Origin of the sequence: Flavobacterium resistens (assembly GCF_900182645.1) — a bacterium.
Lineage (GTDB): Bacteria > Bacteroidota > Bacteroidia > Flavobacteriales > Flavobacteriaceae > Flavobacterium > Flavobacterium resistens.
Genome location: NZ_FXTA01000001.1, coordinates 190,309 through 213,632, shown reverse-complemented (window position 1 = coordinate 213,632; position 23,324 = coordinate 190,309). Strand labels below are relative to the sequence as shown.

The window sequence follows — 23,324 nt, the reverse complement described above, 5'->3', positions numbered from 1 at the left end:
TTTTTTGATAATAAAAAGGTAAAATACATTACAAAACCTTACTTTTGCATCACAATTTTAAAAACTACATAAAATATATATCATGAGTGTTTTAGTTAATAAAGATTCCAAAATAATTGTTCAAGGATTTACAGGGAGCGAAGGAACTTTCCACGCTTCTCAAATGATTGAGTACGGTACTAATGTTGTTGGTGGTGTTACTCCAGGAAAAGGAGGAACTAGCCATTTAGATCGTCCGGTTTTTAATACAGTAAAAGATGCTGTAGATCAAGCTGGAGCTGATACATCTATTATTTTTGTACCGCCAGCTTTTGCTGCTGATGCAATTATGGAAGCTGCTGATGCCGGAATTAAAGTAATTATTGCTATTACAGAAGGAATTCCTGTTGCAGACATGATTAAAGCAAATAATTATGTTAAAGAAAGAAGCTCTAGATTAATTGGACCAAACTGCCCGGGAGTTATTACTCCAGGTGAAGCTAAAGTTGGTATTATGCCAGGTTTCGTTTTCAAAAAAGGAACAGTTGGTATCGTTTCTAAATCAGGAACTTTAACTTATGAGGCTGCTGACCAAGTTGTAAAACAAGGTTTAGGAATCACTACAGCTATTGGAATTGGTGGAGATCCAATCATTGGAACTACAACTAAAGAAGCTGTTGAATTATTAATGAACGATCCAGAGACTGAAGTAATCATTATGATTGGTGAAATCGGAGGTCAATTAGAAGCTGATGCTGCTAAATGGGTAAAAGCTGATGGTAACCGTAAACCTGTTATTGGTTTTATCGCTGGAGAAACTGCTCCTGCTGGTAGAACAATGGGTCACGCTGGTGCTATCGTTGGAGGTTCTGACGATACAGCTGCTGCTAAAAAACAAATCATGAGAGATAACGGAATTCACGTTGTTGATTCACCAGCTGAAATTGGTAAAAAAGTTAAAGAAGTACTTGGATAATCTTCAAGTTTCAAAATAAAAAATTCCAAAAAAAAAGTCTCAATATCCTGTTGAGACTTTTTTACATTTTAAAATACTGAGGTATAAATAGAAAAAACTTGGCATCTTAGAACCTCAGTATCTTAGAGGCTTAAAAAAGAAATATGTACAAAGAATTAGAAAAGTTTAAAGCAAGCAATAGTTTTGTTTTTACGATTGAAGACAGTTTAGAAGAAGTTTGCAATGCTCCAGAAGGAAGCGCTGGAATTTTTGTAGTATATGCTGTTGAAGGAGCAGAGAAAGAATTGATTATGGTTGGTTCTACAGGAACTGTTCAGAATGATGGAACATTAAAAAGCAAAAATGGTGGTTTATATGATAAAATTGTAAACGGACATCAATTTGCAAAAACAGGAAGAAAATATTCTTGGCCAGCACAAATGAAATTAGAAAATATTACTGAACTTGAAGTAGTTTGGTATGAAACTTTCAATGCTGATGCAAAGGCAATTCCAACAGCTGTTGAAGGACAGGTTTTGCAAAATTTCTTAGATAAAAATGCTAAATTGCCTAGATGGAATGTAGCTTTCTAAAGTTATTTTTCAATATAAAAACATCAAAAAGCCTTACTTTAATTAGTAAGGCTTTTTTTATGAAATTTTAGGTTTTGATTTTTTGATTTTATATATTTAAAAACCAAAACCAAACTAAACTTATGATAAAGAACTACTTGCTATTGCTAGCTTTATGTGTTTTTGCTTCTGTAAATTCTCAAATAATTGATATTCCGGATGCTAATTTTAAGGCAAAATTGCTAGGAGCTGACGTAGATAATTCAATATCGATGAATGATGATGGTACTGCAAGAAAAATAGATATAAACGGTGATGGTGAGATTCAGGAGGCAGAAGCATTATTAATTTCATCATTAGATATTCGAAATAGTAACATATTATCCTTGGAAGGAATTCAAAGCTTTAGAAATTTATTGTTTTTGGAATGTTCTGACAATAAGATAACAACATTGGATTTAAGAAGTTTGTCAAACCTTAAAATAATATCCTGTGATAGAAACAATATGACAAATTTAAATGTTCAACAATTATCAAAACTTCAAACTATTAGTTGTTGGACTAACAAATTAACAGAGCTAAATTTGAATGGATTATCAGGTTTGCAAAATCTGCAATGTGGTGAAAATATCATTACTTCACTTGATCTTAATCAATGCCCTGATTTAATAAATTTAGGAGTTTATAAGAATAAAATATCAAATTTAGATTTAAGCAGTTTTTCAAAACTTGAAAATTTATTTTGTGGTTATAACGAATTGGTCACTTTAGATTTAAGTAACTCCATTCATATGAAAACACTGCATTGTGACAATAATAAAATAACTAGTTTAAAATTACCAGTTACTGATAAATTATGGCAATTAGGTTATAGTCATAATTTTTTGACAAACGTCGATTTAAGTAATTTGTCTGGTCTTCTCGAATTAATGTGCGGATCTAATAATATAAAAAAGTTAGATTTGAAAGGACTTGAAAAGCTTCAATATTTAGATTGCTATAATAATGAAATTGGTAGTTTAGGACTGTCGGATGTGCCGAATCTGACTTTTTTAAATTGTTTTGGAAATTTGTTAACAGAAATTGATGCAACAGAATGTAAAGGTTTACAAAATTTTTATTGTAATGATAACCCATTATTGCAAAATGTTTTCATGAAAAACGGTAGTATTGAAATAGATTTAGACTTTTCGAATAATCCTAAGTTAAAATATATCTGTGTTGATGATGAGCAAATAAGTAGCATTGAAAACATTCTTAGGCAAGAAGGATATACAGATTATAACGTTAATTCCTATTGCTCTTTTGGACCAGGAGGAGAAAGTTTTTCAATTCAGGGGACAAATCGTAATGATACAAATAGTAATGGGTGCGATGCTTTGGATATTCCAGCTTCTTTTATAAAATTTAAAATTGAGGATGGAACGAAATCAGGAAATATTATAAGCAATGAAATGGGAAAATATGAGGTGAAAGTTCCAGCAGGTAATTATAAAATTACACCAGTTTTTGAAAATCCGAGTTATTTTTCTATTTCACCAACTGAAATTCAAGTAAATTTCCCAACAGTTTCAAGTCCGCTTGTGCAGGATTTTTGTGTTAAGGCTTTAGGAATTCATAATGATTTGGATGTTACAATGCTACCTATATGGCCATCAAGACCGGGTTTTGTAGCAAAATATAAAATTGTGTATAAAAACAAAGGAAATAAAACTCAGCCTGGAACAGTAAATTTGGAATTTGATGACTCTGTACTTGATTTAACAAGTTCAAGTCCTTTAGTTTCTAGTGCAACATTAAATAAAATTTCATGGAACTTCACTAATTTAAAACCATTTGAATCGAGAGAAATTATTTTAAATATAAAGGTAAACACTTCAATTGAAACTCCAGCGATTAATAACGGGGACATTCTTCATTACACCGCTTCAATAAATTCTTCTGAAACTGATGAGTTGCCTTTAGATAATACTTTTGTGTATAACGAGACAGTAGTTGGCTCTTTTGATCCAAACGATAAAACTTGTCTTGAAGGAAATGTTATTACTCCAAGCCTAATTGGTGGATATATTCACTATATAATTCGTTTTGAAAACACGGGAACTTATATGGCTCAAAATATTGTTGTTAAAGATATGATTGATCTTTCAAAATTTGATATTTCGTCTTTAGTACCAACTAGCGCGAGTCATTCGTATACGACAAAAATTTCTGATGGAAATAAAGTTGAATTTATCTTCGAAAATATAAATCTTCCTTTTAATAATGTCAATCGAAATGGATACATCGCTTTTAAAATCAAAACATTGCCCACTCTAAAAGTTGGGGATACTTTTGAAAATGAAGCCAATATTTATTTTGACTATAATTTTCCGATTTTAACCAATAAAGCAACTTCAACATTTAAGGCGTTGGGTATACAAGATTTTGAATTTTCAGAATATTTCAATATATACCCAAATCCTGTAAAAGATTTTCTGAATATTAATTCTAAAAAGGAAATAGAAAAAGAAGCGATTTATATTTATGATATGTTAGGACAATTGGTAATTTTTGTGCCTAACGCAACGAATACTTCTAAAATTGATGTTTCGAAACTTCAGACCGGAAATTATATTTTAAAACTAAAATCAGATAATGGGTTTTCAGGGATGAAATTCATAAAGTTATGAAGGTTTTTAAAAAACTCTGTTATATATTAGTAAGGCTTTTTTTGTGAAATTTTACTCCAAATTAGTTTTTGATTTTATATATTTAAAAACCAAAAATTAATTTAACCTATGACCAAAAACTACTTGCTGTTGCTGGCTTTATGCATTTTTTCTTCAGCAAAATCCCAAATTATTAATTTTCCGGATGCTAATTTTAAGGCTCGATTATTAAAATCTAGTTATACTAATGAAATTGCTAAGGACAGTGGCGGAAATAAATTAAAGATTGATTATAATAATGATGGCGAAATTGACCTTAATGAAGCATCAAATGTATCTCAATTAAATATTGACCAGCCTTATTTTGATGAACAGTTTATTACAGACTTATCCGGAATTAATAATTTCACAAATCTTACTGTATTATATTGTCGATCAAATAAAATCACAAATTTAGATTTAACTGGGTTAAAAAAATTAAAGGATTTAGATTGTAATACTAACTTATTAACGAATCTGGATTTAAGTTATTTGTCTGAGCTGCAAAGTTTGAATTGCAATTATAATCAGATAAATAAAATTGAACTTAAAGGTTTTAAGAATTTGATGTATTTGTCTTGTGCATTTAATAAGCTGACAAATATTGATTCTTCATTATTGACTAATTTAGTAGATTTTTCTTTTGATTCAAATTTAATATCCTCTGTAGATCTATCAAATAATTTGAATTTGAAAACTTTTGGATGCTCAAGTAATAAACTTAAAAATCTTGATATTTCTAATTTAAAAAAACTTGAAAGATTATGGTGTTACAATAATGAATTAAGTCAATTGAATTTATCAGCCCAACAAAATTTGATAGACCTACAATGTCATCATACTAAATTAACATCAATTGATTTAAGTAATTTAAAATATGGTGCTTTTGTTGAACTAAGAAATAATGATTTAAGATCAATCTTTTTAAAAAACGGATTTTCTGATAATGCGGGAATGATATTAGATGGAAATCCTAATTTGACTTATATATGTTGTGATGAAAATGAAACTGAAAATTTAAAATTGCAGCTTGGATATTTAGGTTATACGAATTGCGTTGTAAATTCGTATTGCACATTTGCGCCTGGCGGAACTTCTTATACCATTCTGGGAAATCAAAAATTAGATGCTGATAATAATGGATGCAATGATGCTGATTCTAACTATACGAATTTGAATTTTAATATTACTAATGGAGCGATAAAGGGAAATATCATTTCAGATGCTTCAGGAAATTATAGAATTCAAGTAGGAGAAGGAACACATACAATAACTCCGGTTTTAGAAAATCCCAATTATTTTACATCTTTTCCAGAATCGGTATCAGTTACTTTTCCAAATGAAAATAACACATTCAAGCAAAATTTCTGTATAAGTCCAAAAGGAATTCACAAAGATTTAGAAATTACTATTTTAGAAATACTTCCTGCAAGACCAGGTTTTGATGCAAAGTATAAAATTATCTATAAAAATAAAGGAACTCAAACTATGTCAGGTTCTGTGACATTAGATTTTAATGATGCTGTTTTGGATTTTGTTTCTTCTATGCCTGCAATTACAAATCAATCTTTGAACAAATTAGTTTGGGACTATATTCAGTTAAAACCTTTTGAAACTAGAGAAATAGAATTTACACTCAATGTAAATTCTCCAATGGAAACTCCTCCAGTTAATAATAATGACCGTTTGAGTTTTAATGCTTTAATTACGCCAATTACGGGCGATGAAAAACCAGTCGATAACTCTTTTGCAATGCGACAGATTGTTGTTGGTTCTTTTGATCCGAATGATAAAACATGTTTGGAAGGTGATGTTATTACTCCAGAATTAATCGGAGAATATGTTCATTATTTGATTCGTTTTGAAAACACAGGAACATATCCTGCTGAAAATATTGTTGTAAAAGATATGATCGACACTTCTAAATTTGACATTTCAACATTGGTTCTAACAAATTCAAGCCATTCGTACACAACTAAAATTTCAGATGGAAATAAAGTAGAATTCATCTTTGAAAAAATAAATCTCCCTTTTGAAGATGCTCATAATGACGGATATATTGCTTTTAAAATCAAAACGTTGCCTACATTAAAAGTTGGAGATTCTTTTACAAATGAGGCTAATATCTATTTCGATTATAATTTTCCGATTTTGACGAATAAAGCAACTTCAACTTTTAAAACTCTCGGAATTTCAGATTTTGAATTTTCTCAATATTTTAATGTTTATCCAAATCCTGTAAAAGATGTTTTGAACATTAATTCAAAAAATGAAATAGAGAAGCAAACGATGTATGTTTATGATGTATTAGGACAATTGATAATTTCTGTGCAACATGCGGAAAATACTTCAAAAATTGATGTTTCGAAACTGCAATCAGGGAATTATTTCTTAAAAATAAAATCGGATAAGGGAATTTCAGGTAAGAAGTTCATTAAGTTATAAATTTTACAAAGTCTTTTTTAATGAAGTTAGGCTTTTATTTATGATAGGTTTTATTGTTACAATTTTTAATATTAACTTCTTAAGTAAAATTTTTTTATGAAGAAAAACTACTTTTTGCTCTTAGTGTTTTTTGTTTTTTTGCATGTAAATTCACAGAGTATTGTATTTCCTAATGATTTTTTAAGGCAAAAATTACTTCAGGCACAATCGTATTCGCCTTATTTAATTGCAAAAAATCAGGCAGGCATTTTTTTTAAGGTGGATTCAAATAATGATGGCGAAATTGATATTAATGAAGCAAAAGAAGTTTCGCATTTAGACTTATCAAGTTATGGTTTTAATGATTTAAATGGAATAAATAATTTCCCGAATCTTAAAGAATTAGTTTGTAAAGATAATTCTTTAACCCAAATCGATTTGACAACTTTAATAAATTTAGAAAAATTAGATTGTAGTACAAATCGATTAACAGCGTTGGATTTAAAAAATCAATTGAAGATGACAGAGCTTGTTTGTGATCACAATCAATTGACTTCAATTGTTTTAAATGATCAAAATGTCTTAACTAAATTAATTTGCTTCAGTAATCAATTTTCGGATTTTAATTTTAATAAAACGTCAAAACTAAAAGAACTTAATTGTTCAGGTAATAAATTTACAGCTTTTGATTTTACTAGCTTATCTGATTTAAAAATTCTGGATTTTAGTTACAATGCAATAAAAACTATTGATCTTCGAAACTTGATTAATTTGACTTCGTTATATTTTACTAATAATCTTGTGTCGTCAATAGATTTAAGTGAAAATAAATTATTGCAAAAATTATATTGTGACAACAATAAATTAACTTCTTTAGATTTAAAAAATCAAGGTTTGTTAACTGATTTTTATTGTGAAAATAATTTGCTTACAACTTTGGACTTGAGTGGATTAAAGAGCTTGTTTTCTTTAAATTGCAACTATAATCAAATAACATATTTAAATTTAAAGAATAGTGCACATGAGATGTTTACAGCAACTGGTAATGATTTGAAATATGTGTGTATTGATGATGATGAGCGTGATTTTATAGAGCTTCATTTAAAATCAAGCAATATATATAATTGTAATATAAATTCATATTGTTCTTTCAGCCCTGGGGGAGATTATTATGCGATTGAAGGAAATCAAAAATTTGATTCTAATAATGATGGTTGTAATCAATCGGATTCAAGTTTTCGTAATTTAAGTTTTCTCATAAGTAATGGAAGTATTAGCGGGAATTTTATTTCGGATGATTCTGGAAATTATAGAATTTCGGTATCACAAGGAACACATACAATTACTCCAATTTTAGAAAATCCAAATTATTTTACGGTAACACCAGCATCAGCAACAGTAACTTTTCCTGCTGAGTCAACAACTTCTTTACAAAACTTTTGTATTGCGCCAAAAGGTAATCATCAAGATGTAGAAATTTCTATTTTATCGCTTTTGCGAGCAAGGCCTGGATTTGATGCAACGTACAAAATTGTTTATAAAAATAAAGCCAACAAAACAGTTTCAGGATCGGTTGCACTTGATTTTAATGACGCAGTTTTAGACTATGTTTCTTCTGTTCCAAACACTTCAAATCAAAGTACTAATAAATTGGTTTGGGATTATGTTGATTTAAAACCTCTTGAAACAAGAGAGATTTTAATTACTCTGAATGTAAATTCCCCAATGGAAACTCTTCCTGTTAATAATAACGACCGCTTGAGTTTTAATGTTTTAATTACGCCAGTGGTGGGAGATGAAAAACCAGTTGATAATTCTTTTGCAATGCGCCAAACAGTTGTTGGTTCTTTTGATCCTAATGATAAAACATGTTTGGAAGGCGATGTTATTACTCCGGAATTAATTGGAGAATATGTTCATTATTTAATTCGTTTTGAAAACACGGGAACATATTTTGCTGAAAATATTGTAGTAAAAGATATAATCGATACTTCTAAATTTGATATTTCAACGTTGGTTCCAACAAATTCAAGCCATTCCTACATAACTAAAATTTCAAATGGAAATAAAGTGGAGTTTATTTTCGAAAAAATAAATCTTCCTTTTGATGATGCTCATAATGACGGATATATTGCTTTTAAAATCAAAACGTTGCCAACATTAAAAGTTGGAGATTCTTTTACAAATGAAGCTAATATCTATTTTGATTATAATTTCCCGATTTTGACGAATAAAACAACTTCAACTTTTAAAACTCTTGGAACTTCGGATTTTGAATTTTCTCAATATTTTAATATTTATCCAAATCCTGTAAAAGATCGATTAAATATTTCCTTGCAAAATAATGTAGAAATTAAATCTATTGAAATTTATGATGTATTAGGTCAGTTAATTATTGCGGTTCCCAATGCTATTAATGTTTCTAATATTGATGTTTCAAAATTGAAAACTGGAAATTATTTTCTAAAAATTAAATCCGATAAAGGAGTTTCAAGTACAAAATTTATTAGATATTAATAGTTTACAATAAAAAAGAGTCTGAAATTTTCAGACTCTTTTTTTATAATAGGATTATCTTTTTAAAGTAAAATGCGATTTAAATTCTTTTTCAATTTTATTTTCAGTAAAAAGTATTTTAAACCAATAATCGGTTGCCGGCATTTGATGCCCATTATAAGTTCCGTCCCAACCTAAGGTTTTAGATGATAATTGTTTTAGAAGTTTTCCATAACGATCAAATATAAAAATTCTATCATTTTCAATTTCTTCATAAGGAGTAATATTCCAAGTATCATTATGTCCATCTCCATTTGGGGTGAAGAATTTTGGATATCCAATTATTGTAAATTCTTTGCTCAGCGTAATACAACCAGTGTTACTTCTCGCAGTAATAATGTGTTTACCGGGAGTAATATTTGTAAATTCATTTGAAGATTGAAAATTTAGATTGTCTATTTGATATTCAAAAAATCCTAAAGCATTGGTTACGTTAACCGTTACATTAGAGTTTTCAGAAAAAGTATCAGATTGTATAATTGTTAATTCGCCTGAGTTAGTTTTTACACTAGTAACAGTAGCTTCAGAAGTACTTGAAGTGCATATTGTGTTCCTGTCAATGGCAATTACAGCATAATGTCCCGCCTTCTTAGCTTCTAATGTACTATTATATTCATTTTCGATTTTTGTTCCATCTAAAAACCATTCAAAAGTATATAATGAATTGGATAACTGAGTATTCAATAAATAGGATTGAACAACTTTACCCGTTATATCTTCAATACAAATCTGGCCATTTTCAATTTTTGGTTCAATTTTAGAAAATATTTCGACAACTATTTTTCCTATTGTAGCACATTGGCCAGGATCTGGAGTAAAAATGGCTTCTGCATAAGTAGTATTGTATGAAGCAGATGAAAATCTTCCAGTAATTCCGTTAGTTGAAGATAATGGCATGTACATGGCTTCTCCGTAGCATAATGGAGCAATCGGTGCAAAGGTTGGAACTATTTTTTTATTTACAACTACGGTTGTTTTCATGCTTGTGGCACATTCTCCGGAATTCGGTGTAAAAGTATATTCAGTTGTTTGTGAGCTGTTTATAGCTGGTGACCAAGTTCCTGCAATCCCATTATTCGATAGTACTTGGAGACCAAAAGAATCACCTTCACAAATTGCTGCGATTGGATTAAATATTGGAATTGTTTTTTGATTTACTTCAACCGTTAATTTTCCTGAAATGGCACATTCGCCAGAATTTGGAATAAAAGTATATTCAGTTGTCGTTAGATTGTTTATAGCGGGTGTCCATGTTCCCGAAATTCCATTATTAGATTGTGATGGAAGAACAATAATATCACCTTCGCAAATTGGCGCAATAGTATTAAATGTTGGAACTGTTTTGGTTTTTACACTTACCGTTAATTTTGCTGGATTGGCGCATTGTCCAGAATTTGGAGTAAAAGTGTATTCCGTTGTAGTTAGATTGTTTATAGCAGGTGTCCAACTTCCAATTATTCCGTTGTTTGATTGTAATGGGAGCGTGAATAATTCGCCTTCACATATTGGAGCAATAGTTGTAAATAAAGGATCAGTTTTAGCATTGACAATTATAGTTCCTTTTGTTGCACTCGTGCCACAACCACCTTGAGTAGAAATAGTATAATTAAACGTTCCTGATGAAGTTGGAATGCCACTAATGGTAAATGTATTTCCCACTAAACTTGTTGCCACGCCCGCGGGTAGATTTCCAGAAGTAATTGATGCACTTGTGGCTCCTCCACCAATAATATAAACAATGTCTGCTATTGTTGTATTTTGACAAACTTGTTGTGAGATAGCTCCTTGATTATGAGTTAAGGTAGGAGTAACAACACAGGTATCAAGAATACAAGAAATAGAATTTGGCCCATAACATTCTGCAGGTGTTCCAATTGGGGTAACCGTAATAGTAACTGTTTCACCAGCCGGCACATTTTGAACAGTATAGGAATATACTTTGCCTAAAAATCCAACATCTACTTTTGGATTGCTACCTATTTGATAAGCAACAGAAAATTCTGCATATCCTAGTGCCAGCCAGTCAAAAGTAATGGAATTAGACGTTTTTGTTCCACAATAAAGATAGGGTTGAGCAATCGTAGCAAAATCGATTTTTATATCATCAGAAACAGGGCATCCAATTCCGCTAGGAGTTGCTTTTACAGCGTAAGTTCCAGATTGATTAACAGTTATTTCCGGACCAGTTTGAGATGGAATTACAGTTCCATTATATTTCCATTCATGTACAACTGAAGGATCTAATCCCGTTTTTAAAGTATAAGTTGTGGCTGAACATATTTTTAAATCTTCGCCTAAATCAATACCCGAAGATTTAAAACTTGCGCCTTCTATAAAAACTGCCGAGTCATAATTATTATCATCAACATTGGCAATTGCTAGTTTTATATGATAAGTTTGTCCGCATTCAACATCTGAACTTGCCTGAATAACTTTTGTAAATCCGTCGTATTGTATTGTTGCACCATTTGTATTGTCAATATAGTATTGGCAGTATTCACATGGGCCAGTGTTTGATTTTCCGTTATTTAAGTTATTTATTGATACTGGTAATGTGGTAGTTGGAATCAAAGCAATGTTTTTTGCATTTCCGGTATAGGGGCCATTTATTCCCGGGCCACTTAAAAAGAATCCAAAATTATCGTTGTACAGATCATTTACAAATTCAGGATATTCATCAGAAGCAAATACAAAATTGAAAGTCAGTTTGTTTCCTATTGGAACAAAGTCAAATTCTAAAACGGCAACATTTCGAATGAGTTGATTATTGGTTAAAATAGATAAATCCGCATCACCTTCAAAAGAGTTTGATGTTGGGAGAGTAGCTAAGGAACGGTCATTCGGGCCTTTGGCGATAATTGTATTTCCAGTTCCTAAAATTATTCCTTTATTTATTCCAATGTTAGTGGTCGATCCGTTGTCAAAAAGAGCAATTTGGTCACTTATGGTATTAGATCCGGATCCATTAAATTTAATATTTGAAATATTAATTCCTTGTCCAAGCAACACATTTTGTGCTAATTGCTGAGGAGTAAAACTTGTATTGTCAATAATTAATTGTGCTTTTGCAAAGTTTGAAGCAAATAAAAATACAACAGCAAGTAGGAGTTTCTTCATTAGAAATTTTAAAAATAATAGAGATAGGAAAAACAAATATAATTAACCAAATGAACACATTTTAATTTTCTTAATAAATTCTTAATAAAATATTTTTGCACGAATTGGTTTACGAGTTAAAATATTATATTTACGATTCTAAAAACATTTTATGAAGAAAAATTACTTAGTACTAATCGCATTTTTTTTATTTTTCAAATCAAATGCTCAAGTTATTGATTTTAAAGAGGTAAGGTTTAAAGTGGCTTTGTTGCTAGCTAATATTGATAACGATGTAGCAAAAGATTCTCAAGGAAAAGCAATCAAAATTGATGAAAATGATGACGCTGAAATTCAATTATCTGAAGCTTTAAAAGTTAGTGAATTGAATATTTTTTCGAGCAACATTAAAGATGTCTCGGGTATTGAGAATTTTATAAATTTAAAAAAGTTAAATTGCGGTAGTGATTATCTAACAGAGCTAAATGTTAGTAGTTTAAAACAATTGACTTATTTGGATTGTAGTGGAAATTCAATAAAGACTCTTGATGTCAGCGCACTTCAAAATCTTGAAACTTTGGTTGCCGCACAAAATTCGCTTGTCTCTGTAAATGTTGCGGGATTAACGAAACTTCATCATTTACATCTTGATCGTAATGTAGTTGAAAGTCTTAATTTATCGGGATTGACGAGTTTGAAATACGTTGATTTTGGTTATAATAATTTAAAAACTTTAGACCTTACAGGTATTACAAAATTAGAAGACTTGATTTGTAATGACAGTAAAATTGAAAGCCTTACAAATTTAAAAGACTGCAGTAATCTTACCAGGTTGTGGATTCAAAATAACTTATTAAATACTCTTGATTTGTCAAATTGTCCAAAATTGACCGATTTATGGGCAGATAATAATAATTTAACGACAATTGATTTAACAACACCAAAAAACATTCGCAATGCAAGTTTAGGAAAAAATAAACTTACGTCGGTAAATGTTGATGATTATAGCAATATTGATTTTATTCGTCTATCAGACAATAATTTTACTACTATAGATTTATCCAAATTTATTAAACTAACCAGTGTTGAGTGCAGTAATAATAAGCAACTAACAATGATTTTTTTGAAAAACGGTAAAGATGAAGGCGTAGATTTTGAGGGTTGTACAAATTTGAAATATATATGCAATGATGAAATTAAGGATTCTCAAATTGAGAGATATATTAAATATTATAATTACGCAAATATTACTTTAAACTCTTATTGTTCTTTTGGTCCAGGAGGAAATTATTATACTATTGCTGGTATTGTTAAAAACGATAAAAATAACAATGGATGTGATGCTCAGGATAGTACTTTTCGTAATTTAAATTTTAATATAACTAATGGTACATCGAAAAGTACTGCTATTGCTGATGCGTCAGGAAATTTCTCAATGTATTTACCTGAAGGAACTTATACAATTAGTCCTTTTTTGGAAAATCCTACATACTATAAGATTTCACCGGAATCTATCAATGTTAGTTTTCCAACAGCAGCAAGTCCTTATATTCAAAATTTCTGTGTAACTCCGAATGGTTCTCATCAAGACTTAGAAATTACTCTAATCCCAAATGGTGCAAGGCCTGGGTTTGATGCGGCTTATACGCTTGTTTATAAAAACAAAGGAAATCAAACAAAATCGGGTTCTATTTCCTTAGATTTTAATGATGCTGTTTTAGATTTTGTTTCTTCAGTACCACAAATAACAAGTCAGGCAGTTAATAAATTGGTTTGGAATTATGAAAATTTAGAGCCTCTTGAAAGCAGACAGATTCAAGTTGTACTTAATGTAAATTCGCCAATGGAAACTCCACCAGTAAATATTAATGACCGTTTGAGTTTTAATGCGACAATAATGCCAATTGCAAATGACGAAAAACCCGTAGATAACTCATTTGCGTTACGTCAGACAGTAGTTGGTTCTTTTGACCCAAATGATAAAACGTGTTTAGAAGGAAATATTATAAAACCGGAATTGATAGGGGAATATGTTCATTATTTAATTCGTTTTGAAAATACAGGAAACTATCAAGCTGAAAATATTGTAGTGAAGGATATGATTGATTTAGCAAAATTCGATATTTCAACTTTAATTCCAACAAGTGCAAGTCATTCATATACAGCAAAAATTACAGAAGGAAATAAAGTTGAATTTATTTTTGAAAAGATAAATCTTCCATTTGATGATGCTCATAATGATGGATATATTGCTTTTAAAATCAAAACATTGCCAACTCTAAAAGTGGGAGATGTTTTTGAAAATGAAGCTAATATTTATTTTGATTATAACTTTCCGATTTTAACAAATAAAGCAAGTTCAACTTTCAGTACGTTAGGAAATCAGGACTTTGAGTTTTCACAATATTTCAACATTTATCCGAATCCTGTAAAAGATACTTTAAATATCAACACTAAAAAGGAAACGGAAAAACAAGCGATGTATGTTTATGATATGTTAGGACAATTAGTTATTGCTGTGCCACATGCTGAAAATATTTCAAATATTGATGTTTCCAGACTTCAGGCAGGAAATTACATTTTAAAAATTAAAACAAATTCAGGAATTACAGCTGTAAAATTCATTAAATACTAATAAAATCTATAGGTGGTAAAATCTTACAATATAACTATAGTTAGTTAATAGAATTAATTTTAACATTTAGCTATAACCTTAGCTAAATCAACAAAGAGAGACAGTTTTCTATATTAGGAAACTGTCTCTTTTATGTAAAATAATTGTTTTTAAATATTTGCTTTTATATATTTATCGAACAAAAATGAAGGATAATGTTAAAAAACTATAATCTTTTCATTAGATAAAAACGAAACTCTTTTAGAATACTGCCCCAACAAGAATGAATATATCAACTTTAGCTTCCAATCTTTTTGACGATAATGCACTTTGGAATAAATTGAAAGATGGTGATGAAAAATCATTTTCAATGTTATTTGAAAGATATTATGCCGATTTAGTTCGGTATGGTAATTCTCTTTCTCCATTTGAAGAAAAAGTGCAGGACTGTATTCAGGATGTTTTTACGGATATTTGGATTTATCGAAGCTCGCTCCAGAATTCGGTTGTTGTTAAAGCTTATTTATTAGCGAGTGTCCGAAAAAGAATTGCACGTTTGAATGAACGTGATCATATTTTTCGCAAAACTGCCAGTACAGATTCTATTGCATTTCTTCTGGAATTTTCAGTTGATCATGAACTTTTAGATGATGCAGATGATGATGCAAAAGAAAAACTAATTCACTTAAATAAATTACTGAATGATTTGCCTGCTAGACAAAAAGAAGCCTTGTATCTTCGTTATCATCAAGGTCTTAGTGTAGAGCAAATTGCAGAAATGTTGGATGTGAATTATCAATCTGCAAGTAATTTGCTGCACCGCGGATTAATGAGCCTTCGCAAGGATTGGAAAGGGACTTTTTCCTTATTTCTTCTGCTATCTGCAAGTAGTTTTTAGTTTTATTTCAAAAAAAATAAAAAAAATCACAATTTAGTGAGTATATAATAAGAGAGCTGTCCTCTATGTTTTTGTAACCTTATTTTTAGATGCAAAAACGTAACACATATACTCAAATTGAAGACTTCTTGTCAGACGAATCATTCCAATCCTGGATTTTGCTTAAAATTGATCAGGACGGCTGGGAAGAGTGGACTCTAGAAAGTCTGCAGCGCGCTAAACTTGTTGAAGACGCAAGGCTTTTGCTGTTGGCAATGAAAGTTCCAGAATCTGATTTATCAACTTCTGATGTTCAAAAAGCACTACAAAACACCTGGATTAAAATTGAAGAAAAGGAAAATGAAATTCTTTTCAGCAAGAATGCCGGGACAAAGTTTTTCAAAAACTATTTTTTAACTGGTATTGCGGCTAGTTTATTCTTTTGCCTGATTTCGATTTGGTATTATAAAAATTATATTCCTGCAGACAATATTGTTACCTATAAAGAACTGATAGCCGAAAATAGTGAAGGATTAGTTGAGCAAACCAATAATTCTGACAATCCACAAATCATCACATTATCAGACGGAAGTTCTGTTTTATTACAGCCAAATAGTAAATTGAGTTACCCTAAAATCTTTACCGGGAACGAAAGAAAGGTGTATTTATCCGGCGAAGGTTTCTTTGAAATTAGTAAAAATCCTAAAAAGCCTTTTTTCGTTTACGCTAATGAGATTGTTACAAAGGTAGTTGGAACTAGTTTTAGAGTTAAAGCTTATTCTGATCAGCCTGATGTAGAAGTTCTTGTTCGCACCGGTAAAGTGAAGGTAAAATCAAATGATTTGGTTGCCAATTCAAATCAGGAAGAAGTGATTCTTTTGCCCAATCAGGCACTTCGGTTCTTTAGAAGTGATTTAAAATTCAATAAAATCACAAACATCACTCAAGATAAAGAGCTGGTACAGAATGTAGGCAATATTGAGCAGTTGAGCTTTGAATTTAGCGACATTCCGGTTTCACAAATTTTCGAGACAATTGAACAGGCGTATCTTGTTAAGATTGATTATCCAATAAATAAGTTGAAAGACTGTCATTTGACAACGTCGCTCAGCGATCAACCTTTGCCCGAAAAACTGAAAATTGTTTGTAAAAGTATTAGTGCTGAAACCAATTTTGAAATGAATGGTAATCAGATTATTATAACTTCTGAAGGCTGTAATTAATTGTGTTTTATAACTGTAATTATAATTCATTTTTAATTTCTGTCTTTTTTCAACTAAACTAAAAATTAACCAAAACCAAAACTAATATTATAAGCCTATGTAAAAACAATTGCATAAAAAAAGTGCCGAAATGCTGTAACATTATCGACACTTATTAGATTGAATTTCTCTCTGTAAAGAGACGTTCAGTTCGTTTCTTAAAATACACGCGAATCAGTATTAATCAAAACAAACCAAAATTATGAAAAAACCAGTTGGTAAACAACGATTACTCCATCGAATCATGAAAATAACACTATTTCAGTTTGTCTTAGCACTTATATTTTCAAGTGTTACAATGGCAAACAGTGTAAATGGGCAAAAAAAATTAGATACTAAAGTTACAATTACAGTTGAAAATTTGACTTTAGACAATGCATTATCTAAAATTGAAAAGTCTGCACAAGTAAAATTTTCTTATAATTCAAGATTGCCTCAATTAAATCAAAAAGTAAGCATTGAAGCAAATCAAGAAACATTAGCTAGTATTCTTAGCAGAATTCTGGTTCCATTTAATATAACTTTTTCAGAAGTAAGCAATCAGATTGTTTTGCAAAAAAGTGTGTCTACAGACTCATTTTCGAGTGCAGCAAATCATGATGGTTTAACAAATATATTTACGGCAGGTCCTATTATTAAAGGAAAAGTTACAGATGTTACCGGAAGTCCGCTTCCTGGAGCAACAGTAATGGCCAAAGGATCTAAAATTGCCGTTTTAACAGATTTTGATGGAAATTTTTCTATTGAAATGCCTGCAAACAGTACAGCATTAGTGATTTCTTATGTTGGGATGGAAACAAAAGAAATCGGTATTTCAAATACTTCACCAACTATTGTTTTAACTGAATTAGGACAAAATTTAAAAGAGGTTGTTGTAACCACTGGTTACGAAAAAACATCAAAAAGAACATTTACTGGTGCCATAAGCAAAATTTCTGGTGCCGAATTAAAAGTTGATGGTGTAGTTGACGTAAGCCGAATGATCGAAGGAAAAGCTGCCGGAGTTACAGTTCAGAACGTTACCGGGACTTTTGGTACAGCTCCAAAAATTACAGTTCGTGGTTCGTCTTCAATTTTTGGAGATACCAAACCATTATGGGTAATTGACGGCGTTGTTCAAGAGGATATTATCAATCTAACATTTGCCGATTTGGCTTCTGGTAATTCTGAAACTTTACTGAGTTCATCTGTTGCTGGTTTAAATGCAAATGATATTCAAAGCATTGAAATTCTTAAAGATGCATCGGCTACGTCAATTTATGGTTCAAGATCGCTGAATGGAGTGGTGGTCGTGACTACAAAACAAGGACGAAGAGATTCTCCTCTAAAAATAAGTTATGCAATAGAACAAACTGCCAGAACGGTACCAAATTACAGTCAATATGATATTCTGAATTCACAAGAATCAATGAGTATCTTCAAAGAAATGGAAGCGAAGGGATATCTTGATTTGCCATCGACTGTAAACGGAAGATATGGAGGAGCATATAACCTTTTGGGTAGAGCAATCAATACTTACAATCCTGAAACTGGAACTTATTTAGTAAACAACGATCCAGTTAGCCGTAATAATTTCTTGAAAAAATATGAGTTAGCAAATACAGATTGGTTTAGTACTTTATTTAGACCTTCATTGACTCAAAATCACTCTTTGAGCTTTTCTGGAGGAGGAAAAAACAACACTTTTTATGCGTCTTTGGGTTATTACACAGATCCAGGATGGACAATTGCTGATGACGTGAAACAACTTTCATCAAACATCAAAGGAACGTTTTTTATCAACGATAAATTAAATATTACGTTATCTACACTTGCTTCTATTCGTGATCAGGGCGCGCCTGGAAGTTATGAAAGCGAGAAAGATCAAGTTTTCGGAAAAGTTACTCGTGATTTTGATATCAATCCGTTCAATTATGTTTTGAATACAAGTAGAACGCTTAGACCTTATGATGAGAATGGAAATTTGGAATATTACAGAAACAACTGGGCTCCAATGAATATTATCAATGAGTTGGCCAATAACTTTATGGAGATCAAAGTAAAAGATATTCGCTTCCAAATGGATTTAGATTACAAAATAAATTCGCATTGGAATTATAATTTAACGGCTTCTGCACGTTACGCAAATACAACTCGTGAGCATAAAATTTTAGAAGGTTCGAATGTTGTTGGCGCATACAATGCAATGGAAAATACACTTGTAAGAGATGCAAACATCTTTTTATATCAAGATCCAAATGATTTAACAGCACCAAAAGTTTCTGTATTGCCAAACGGAGGATTTTTAAGAAAGTTTACAAATGATATGACTTCTTATAATATCAGAAACAGTGTTAATTACAGAAACACATTTAATGAAAAGCATGAACTAGAGGGTTTCTTTGGAACTGAGATGAGAGTTGTTGACAGAAGCAGTGATAACTTTGTTGCAGCGGGAATTCAGTACGACCGTGGACTAACTGCATTTACAGATCCAAGATTATTGGAGAAAATCATCAATGCCGGAGATTCTTATTATGGTTTTAACGAAGAAAAAGAAAGAACAGTAGGTTTCTTTGGAAAAGTAGGATATACTTATGATCGTCGTTATACAGCTTCTGTTACAGGGCGTTATGATGGTTCGAACAGACAAGGAGACAGCGGTTCGTCAAGATGGCTTCCAACTTACACTTTCAGTGGAAAATGGAATCTTTCTGAAGAAAATTTCATGAAAAATGTTGAATCTGTAAACAATTTAAGTTTAAGAGGATCGTATGGTTTAACTGCAACTGCAGGGCCTGCAACAAACTCTTTGGCTATTTATAAAAGTTTCATCTCAGATCGTTTGAATCTTGATGATAGAGAAACTGGAATTAGAATCGATGAATTGCAAAACGGTGATTTGACTTGGGAAAAACAATACGAAACCAATTTAGGTGTTGATCTTGGAATGTTCCATAACCGAATTGCTTTGACGACTGATATTTACCGTCGAAAAGCATTTGACTTGGTTGATTATGTTGTTACTTCAGGAGTTGGAGGACAAAGAATTAAACAAGGAAATAATGCCAACATGGAAACAAAAGGTCTGGAAGTTGGTTTTACAACAAGAAATATTGTTGCTAATAATTTCAAATGGTCAACAACGCTTAATTTCTCTGTTTATTCTCAAAAAATCACAAAATTAGAGAACAAGCCAACAACATTTGATTTGATCGATGGAAATGGAGGAAATACAATCGGACATCCTAGAAATTCATTGTATTCTTATCAGTTTACAGGTTTGAATGAGCAAGGTTTACCAACTTTCATTATGCCAGAAGGCGAAACAGATAATATTACCGGTGCTGATTTTCAAGATAATAAAGATGTTACAAAATACCTGAAATATGAGGGTTCTATTGAGCCAAATAAATCAATTGGTCTTGCGAATACATTTACATATAAAGATTGGTCATTATACATCTTTTTCGTTGGATCGGGCGGAAACAAAGTTCGTTTAAATCCTATTTACGACAGTACTTATGATGATTTAACAGTATTCACTAAAGATTTTACCAACCGTTGGATTAATCCTGGTGACGAAAACTTTACGAATGTTCCTGTAATTGCTGACCAAAGACTAAATGCAAATTATGGAGGAGAGCGTACGCTTGCAAGAGCATACAACACTTACAACTATTCTGATGTGAGAATCGCGAGCGGTGATTTCGTGAGATTGAAAAATATTTCATTAAGTTGGGAATTTCCAAAGGATTTCAAGAAAAAAATTGGCGTAAGTACTTTTACTTTAAAAGGATCCGCAGTAAATCCGTGGTTGGTTTATTCGGATAAAAAACTAAACGGACAAGATCCTGAATTTAGAAACTCTGGTGGTGTTGCATTGCCGGTTACGTCTCAATACACTTTTACTCTAAACATTTCATTATAATATTTAAAAATATGAAAAAGATAAAAATAACTTTATTTCTATTAGTACTTCTAAGTATTACTAGTTGTGATGATTTTCTTTCTGAAAAACCAGATAATAGAACCGAAATAGATACGCCTGAAAAAATCTCTGAATTATTAGTTAATGCATATCCACAGGACAGTTATTTTGATTTTGCAGAAACAATGACGGATAACGTTTTTGATAGTGGTTTAGCTAACACATTGAGAAAAAATGAGCAAAACTACAACTGGGAAATTCAAAGTGAGACAGATACTGATAGCCAGGCTGCATACTGGGATGCTTGTTATAGAGCGATTGCACATGCTAATAAAGCGTTAGAAGCAATTGAACAATTGGGTAGTCCAAAAAGTCTGAATCCGCAAAAAGGAGAGGCTTTGCTTGCCAGAGCTTATTCTCATTTTATGCTGGTTTCTTTCTGGTCTCAGCGTTACAATCCGGCAACTGCCGCGAAAGATTTGGGAATTCCATACGTGACAAAACCTGAAACAACTTTGATTACAAAATATACAAGAAATACAATGGCTGAAGTATTTGATTTCATCCAAAAAGATATCGAAGAAGGTTTGCCGCTTTTGACAAATGACTATTCTGAACCTAAATTTCATTTTAATAAAGAGGCTGGAAAAGCTTTTGCAAGTCGTTTTTATTTGATAAAAGGAAATTGGGACCGAGTAATTGAATTATCTAATGATTTAGGTTCTAAGCCAGTTGGAAGATTAAGAGATTATGCTTCTTACAAATTAAACGATTTTCAGACTCAAAATATGCGTTATGCAGATAGTGATGAACCAACAAATCTGTTAGTTGCTTCTCCAGAATCCTATTATGCAAGAGCTTCTTACTCAGGATCAAGCGGAAGCAGATTTTTCCTTTCTGGAACAAGATATAATGAAATTATGGGGACTCCGACAAATATTTTTGGAAAAGCTTGGCAATATTCAATTTATTCCAGAAACAGTTTTATTACGGCTTTTGTACCAAAATTTTATGAATACTTCAAGTATACTAACGTAACCGCGAACATTGGAAATGGTTATTTAGCAGAAGTTCTATTGAGCAATGATGAGTTTTTCTTAAACAGAATCGAAGCACATGTTATGAAAGGCCAAATTGCTGATGCAAACGCCGAATTAGAATATTTCTTTGCAACGAGAACAACGGGTTACAATGCAACAACAGATAAGCTGACTGAAGCTAAAGTAGTAGCAAAATATCCGGTAATTGATAATGAGTACACGCCATTTTACACTATGACACCAGTGCAAGCTTCTTATATTAAAGCAATTGCTGAAACAAGAAGAAGAGATTTTATTCACGAAGGAATGAGATATTTTGATGTAAAACGATTCAATATCGTAGTAAAGCATGAAATCATAAATAAACCGACAAACACGCTTGTAAAAGACGATAAAAGAAGAGCAATTCAGATTCCGCTTCACGCTTCAAGCAACGGTATTGAGTCAAATCCTAGATAAAAACTTTAATTCAAAAGACATGAAATTATTAAAATATAATAAAATAGCTGGGTTGTTTTTATTAATAATAACAATGGTTTCCTGTGCCAGCGATGAGCAGCCGGGAGAAAGCCAGTTAGATTTTACTCAGCCTACAAAAACAGCTTTAGATAATTGGATTACAACTAATTATTTAACTCCGTATAATATTAATGTGCAATATAAATGGAACCAGAATACGGTTGATAATAACAGGTATTTATTTCCTCCTTTGATTGAAAAAGTACAGCCTGCGCTAGAAATAGTTCAAAAGATTTGGCTAGAGAGTTATAAAACGATTGGCGGTCCGGACTTTGTAAAGAAAATTGCACCAAGAGAATTTGTTTTGGTTGGAGGTGTAAACTTAAACACAGTTGGTACAAAAACGCTTGGTTTGGCAGAAGGCGGACAGCGTGTTACACTTTTTGAAACCGATTATGTAGATAAAAAAGATAGAGATAATATTAAGCAGTTCCTTCATACGATCCAGCACGAATACATTCATATCTTGAATCAAAATAAACCTTTTGATGAGAAATCCTGGGCAGCAATTACGCCTTCTGGATATACTGCAAGCTGGCATTTGTATACAGATGAAGAGTCAAGAGAAATTGGTTTTATAACCAATTATTCAAGAAGCAATATCAATGAAGATTTTGCAGAAATGGCTTCAATGATGTTGATTAATTCGAAAACAGAATATGCGGCAATTTTAGCAAGTATATCAAATCCAACTGCGGTTTCGCAAATTAAAGCAAAAGAAGCACTTGTCGTAAAGTATTTTAAAGATGCTTACAACATGGATTTTTATGCTTTGCGCGATGAAGCTGAAAAAAACACTAACGCTGTAATAAACAACTAATAAATGAAGA

The 23,324-nt window shown here is 31.3% G+C and carries 12 protein-coding genes; 11 read left to right on the top strand and 1 reads right to left on the bottom strand.

Annotated features, from left to right (window positions below; genetic code table 11):
• Positions 1 to 82: 82 nt before the first annotated feature.
• The 5 genes from sucD (at position 83) to FN795_RS00890 (ending at position 9,137) form a co-directional block, all read left to right on the top strand.
• On the top strand, positions 83 to 955 hold the full coding sequence (gene sucD, locus FN795_RS00910; protein ID WP_035643878.1) for a succinate--CoA ligase subunit alpha: 873 nt from the start codon (positions 83 to 85) through the stop codon (positions 953 to 955).
• 143 nt (positions 956 to 1,098) lie between these two features.
• Positions 1,099 to 1,527, top strand: coding sequence for a hypothetical protein (locus FN795_RS00905; RefSeq protein ID WP_142448844.1), 429 nt, complete (start codon positions 1,099 to 1,101; stop codon positions 1,525 to 1,527).
• A gap of 122 nt (positions 1,528 to 1,649) precedes the next feature.
• Positions 1,650 to 4,178 (top strand): DUF7619 domain-containing protein, encoded by a 2,529-nt coding sequence (locus FN795_RS00900; protein WP_142448843.1) that lies wholly within the window; start codon positions 1,650 to 1,652, stop codon positions 4,176 to 4,178.
• A 108-nt stretch (positions 4,179 to 4,286) separates the two neighbouring features.
• The gene (locus FN795_RS00895) at positions 4,287 to 6,641 is read left to right on the top strand and encodes a T9SS type A sorting domain-containing protein (protein ID WP_142448842.1); all 2,355 of its coding nucleotides are present in this window, start codon (positions 4,287 to 4,289) and stop codon (positions 6,639 to 6,641) included.
• Between the two features lie 96 nt (positions 6,642 to 6,737).
• Positions 6,738 to 9,137 carry a T9SS type A sorting domain-containing protein gene (locus FN795_RS00890; protein WP_142448841.1) on the top strand — a complete coding sequence of 800 codons (2,400 nt, stop codon included), beginning with the start codon at positions 6,738 to 6,740 and terminating at the stop codon, positions 9,135 to 9,137.
• Between the two features lie 54 nt (positions 9,138 to 9,191).
• Here the strand turns inward: FN795_RS00890 and FN795_RS00885 are convergent, their stop codons facing one another.
• Entirely contained in the window at positions 9,192 to 12,293 is a 3,102-nt protein-coding gene (locus FN795_RS00885; protein ID WP_142448840.1) for a T9SS type B sorting domain-containing protein, read from the bottom strand.
• A 151-nt stretch (positions 12,294 to 12,444) separates the two neighbouring features.
• Here FN795_RS00885 and FN795_RS00880 point away from each other — a divergent pair, with 151 nt between their 5' ends.
• The 6 genes from FN795_RS00880 to FN795_RS00855 all read left to right on the top strand — a co-directional run bounded on the left by FN795_RS00880 (position 12,445) and on the right by FN795_RS00855 (position 23,314).
• Entirely contained in the window at positions 12,445 to 14,907 is a 2,463-nt protein-coding gene (locus tag FN795_RS00880; protein ID WP_142448839.1) for a DUF7619 domain-containing protein, read from the top strand.
• Positions 14,908 to 15,169: 262 nt separating this feature from the next.
• The gene (locus FN795_RS00875; protein WP_142448838.1) at positions 15,170 to 15,784 is read left to right on the top strand and encodes an RNA polymerase sigma factor; all 615 of its coding nucleotides are present in this window, start codon (positions 15,170 to 15,172) and stop codon (positions 15,782 to 15,784) included.
• Positions 15,785 to 15,873: 89 nt separating this feature from the next.
• The gene (locus tag FN795_RS00870) at positions 15,874 to 16,986 is read left to right on the top strand and encodes a FecR family protein (RefSeq protein ID WP_142448837.1); all 1,113 of its coding nucleotides are present in this window, start codon (positions 15,874 to 15,876) and stop codon (positions 16,984 to 16,986) included.
• 241 nt (positions 16,987 to 17,227) lie between these two features.
• A complete protein-coding gene (locus tag FN795_RS00865; protein ID WP_142448836.1) occupies positions 17,228 to 20,935 on the top strand; it encodes a SusC/RagA family TonB-linked outer membrane protein in 3,708 nt (1,235 codons plus the stop codon).
• Positions 20,936 to 20,946: 11 nt separating this feature from the next.
• Positions 20,947 to 22,434, top strand: coding sequence for a RagB/SusD family nutrient uptake outer membrane protein (locus FN795_RS00860; protein ID WP_142448835.1), 1,488 nt, complete (start codon positions 20,947 to 20,949; stop codon positions 22,432 to 22,434).
• Positions 22,435 to 22,453: 19 nt separating this feature from the next.
• Positions 22,454 to 23,314, top strand: coding sequence for a zinc-binding metallopeptidase (locus FN795_RS00855; protein ID WP_142448834.1), 861 nt, complete (start codon positions 22,454 to 22,456; stop codon positions 23,312 to 23,314).
• The last annotated feature ends 10 nt before the right edge of the window (positions 23,315 to 23,324 follow it).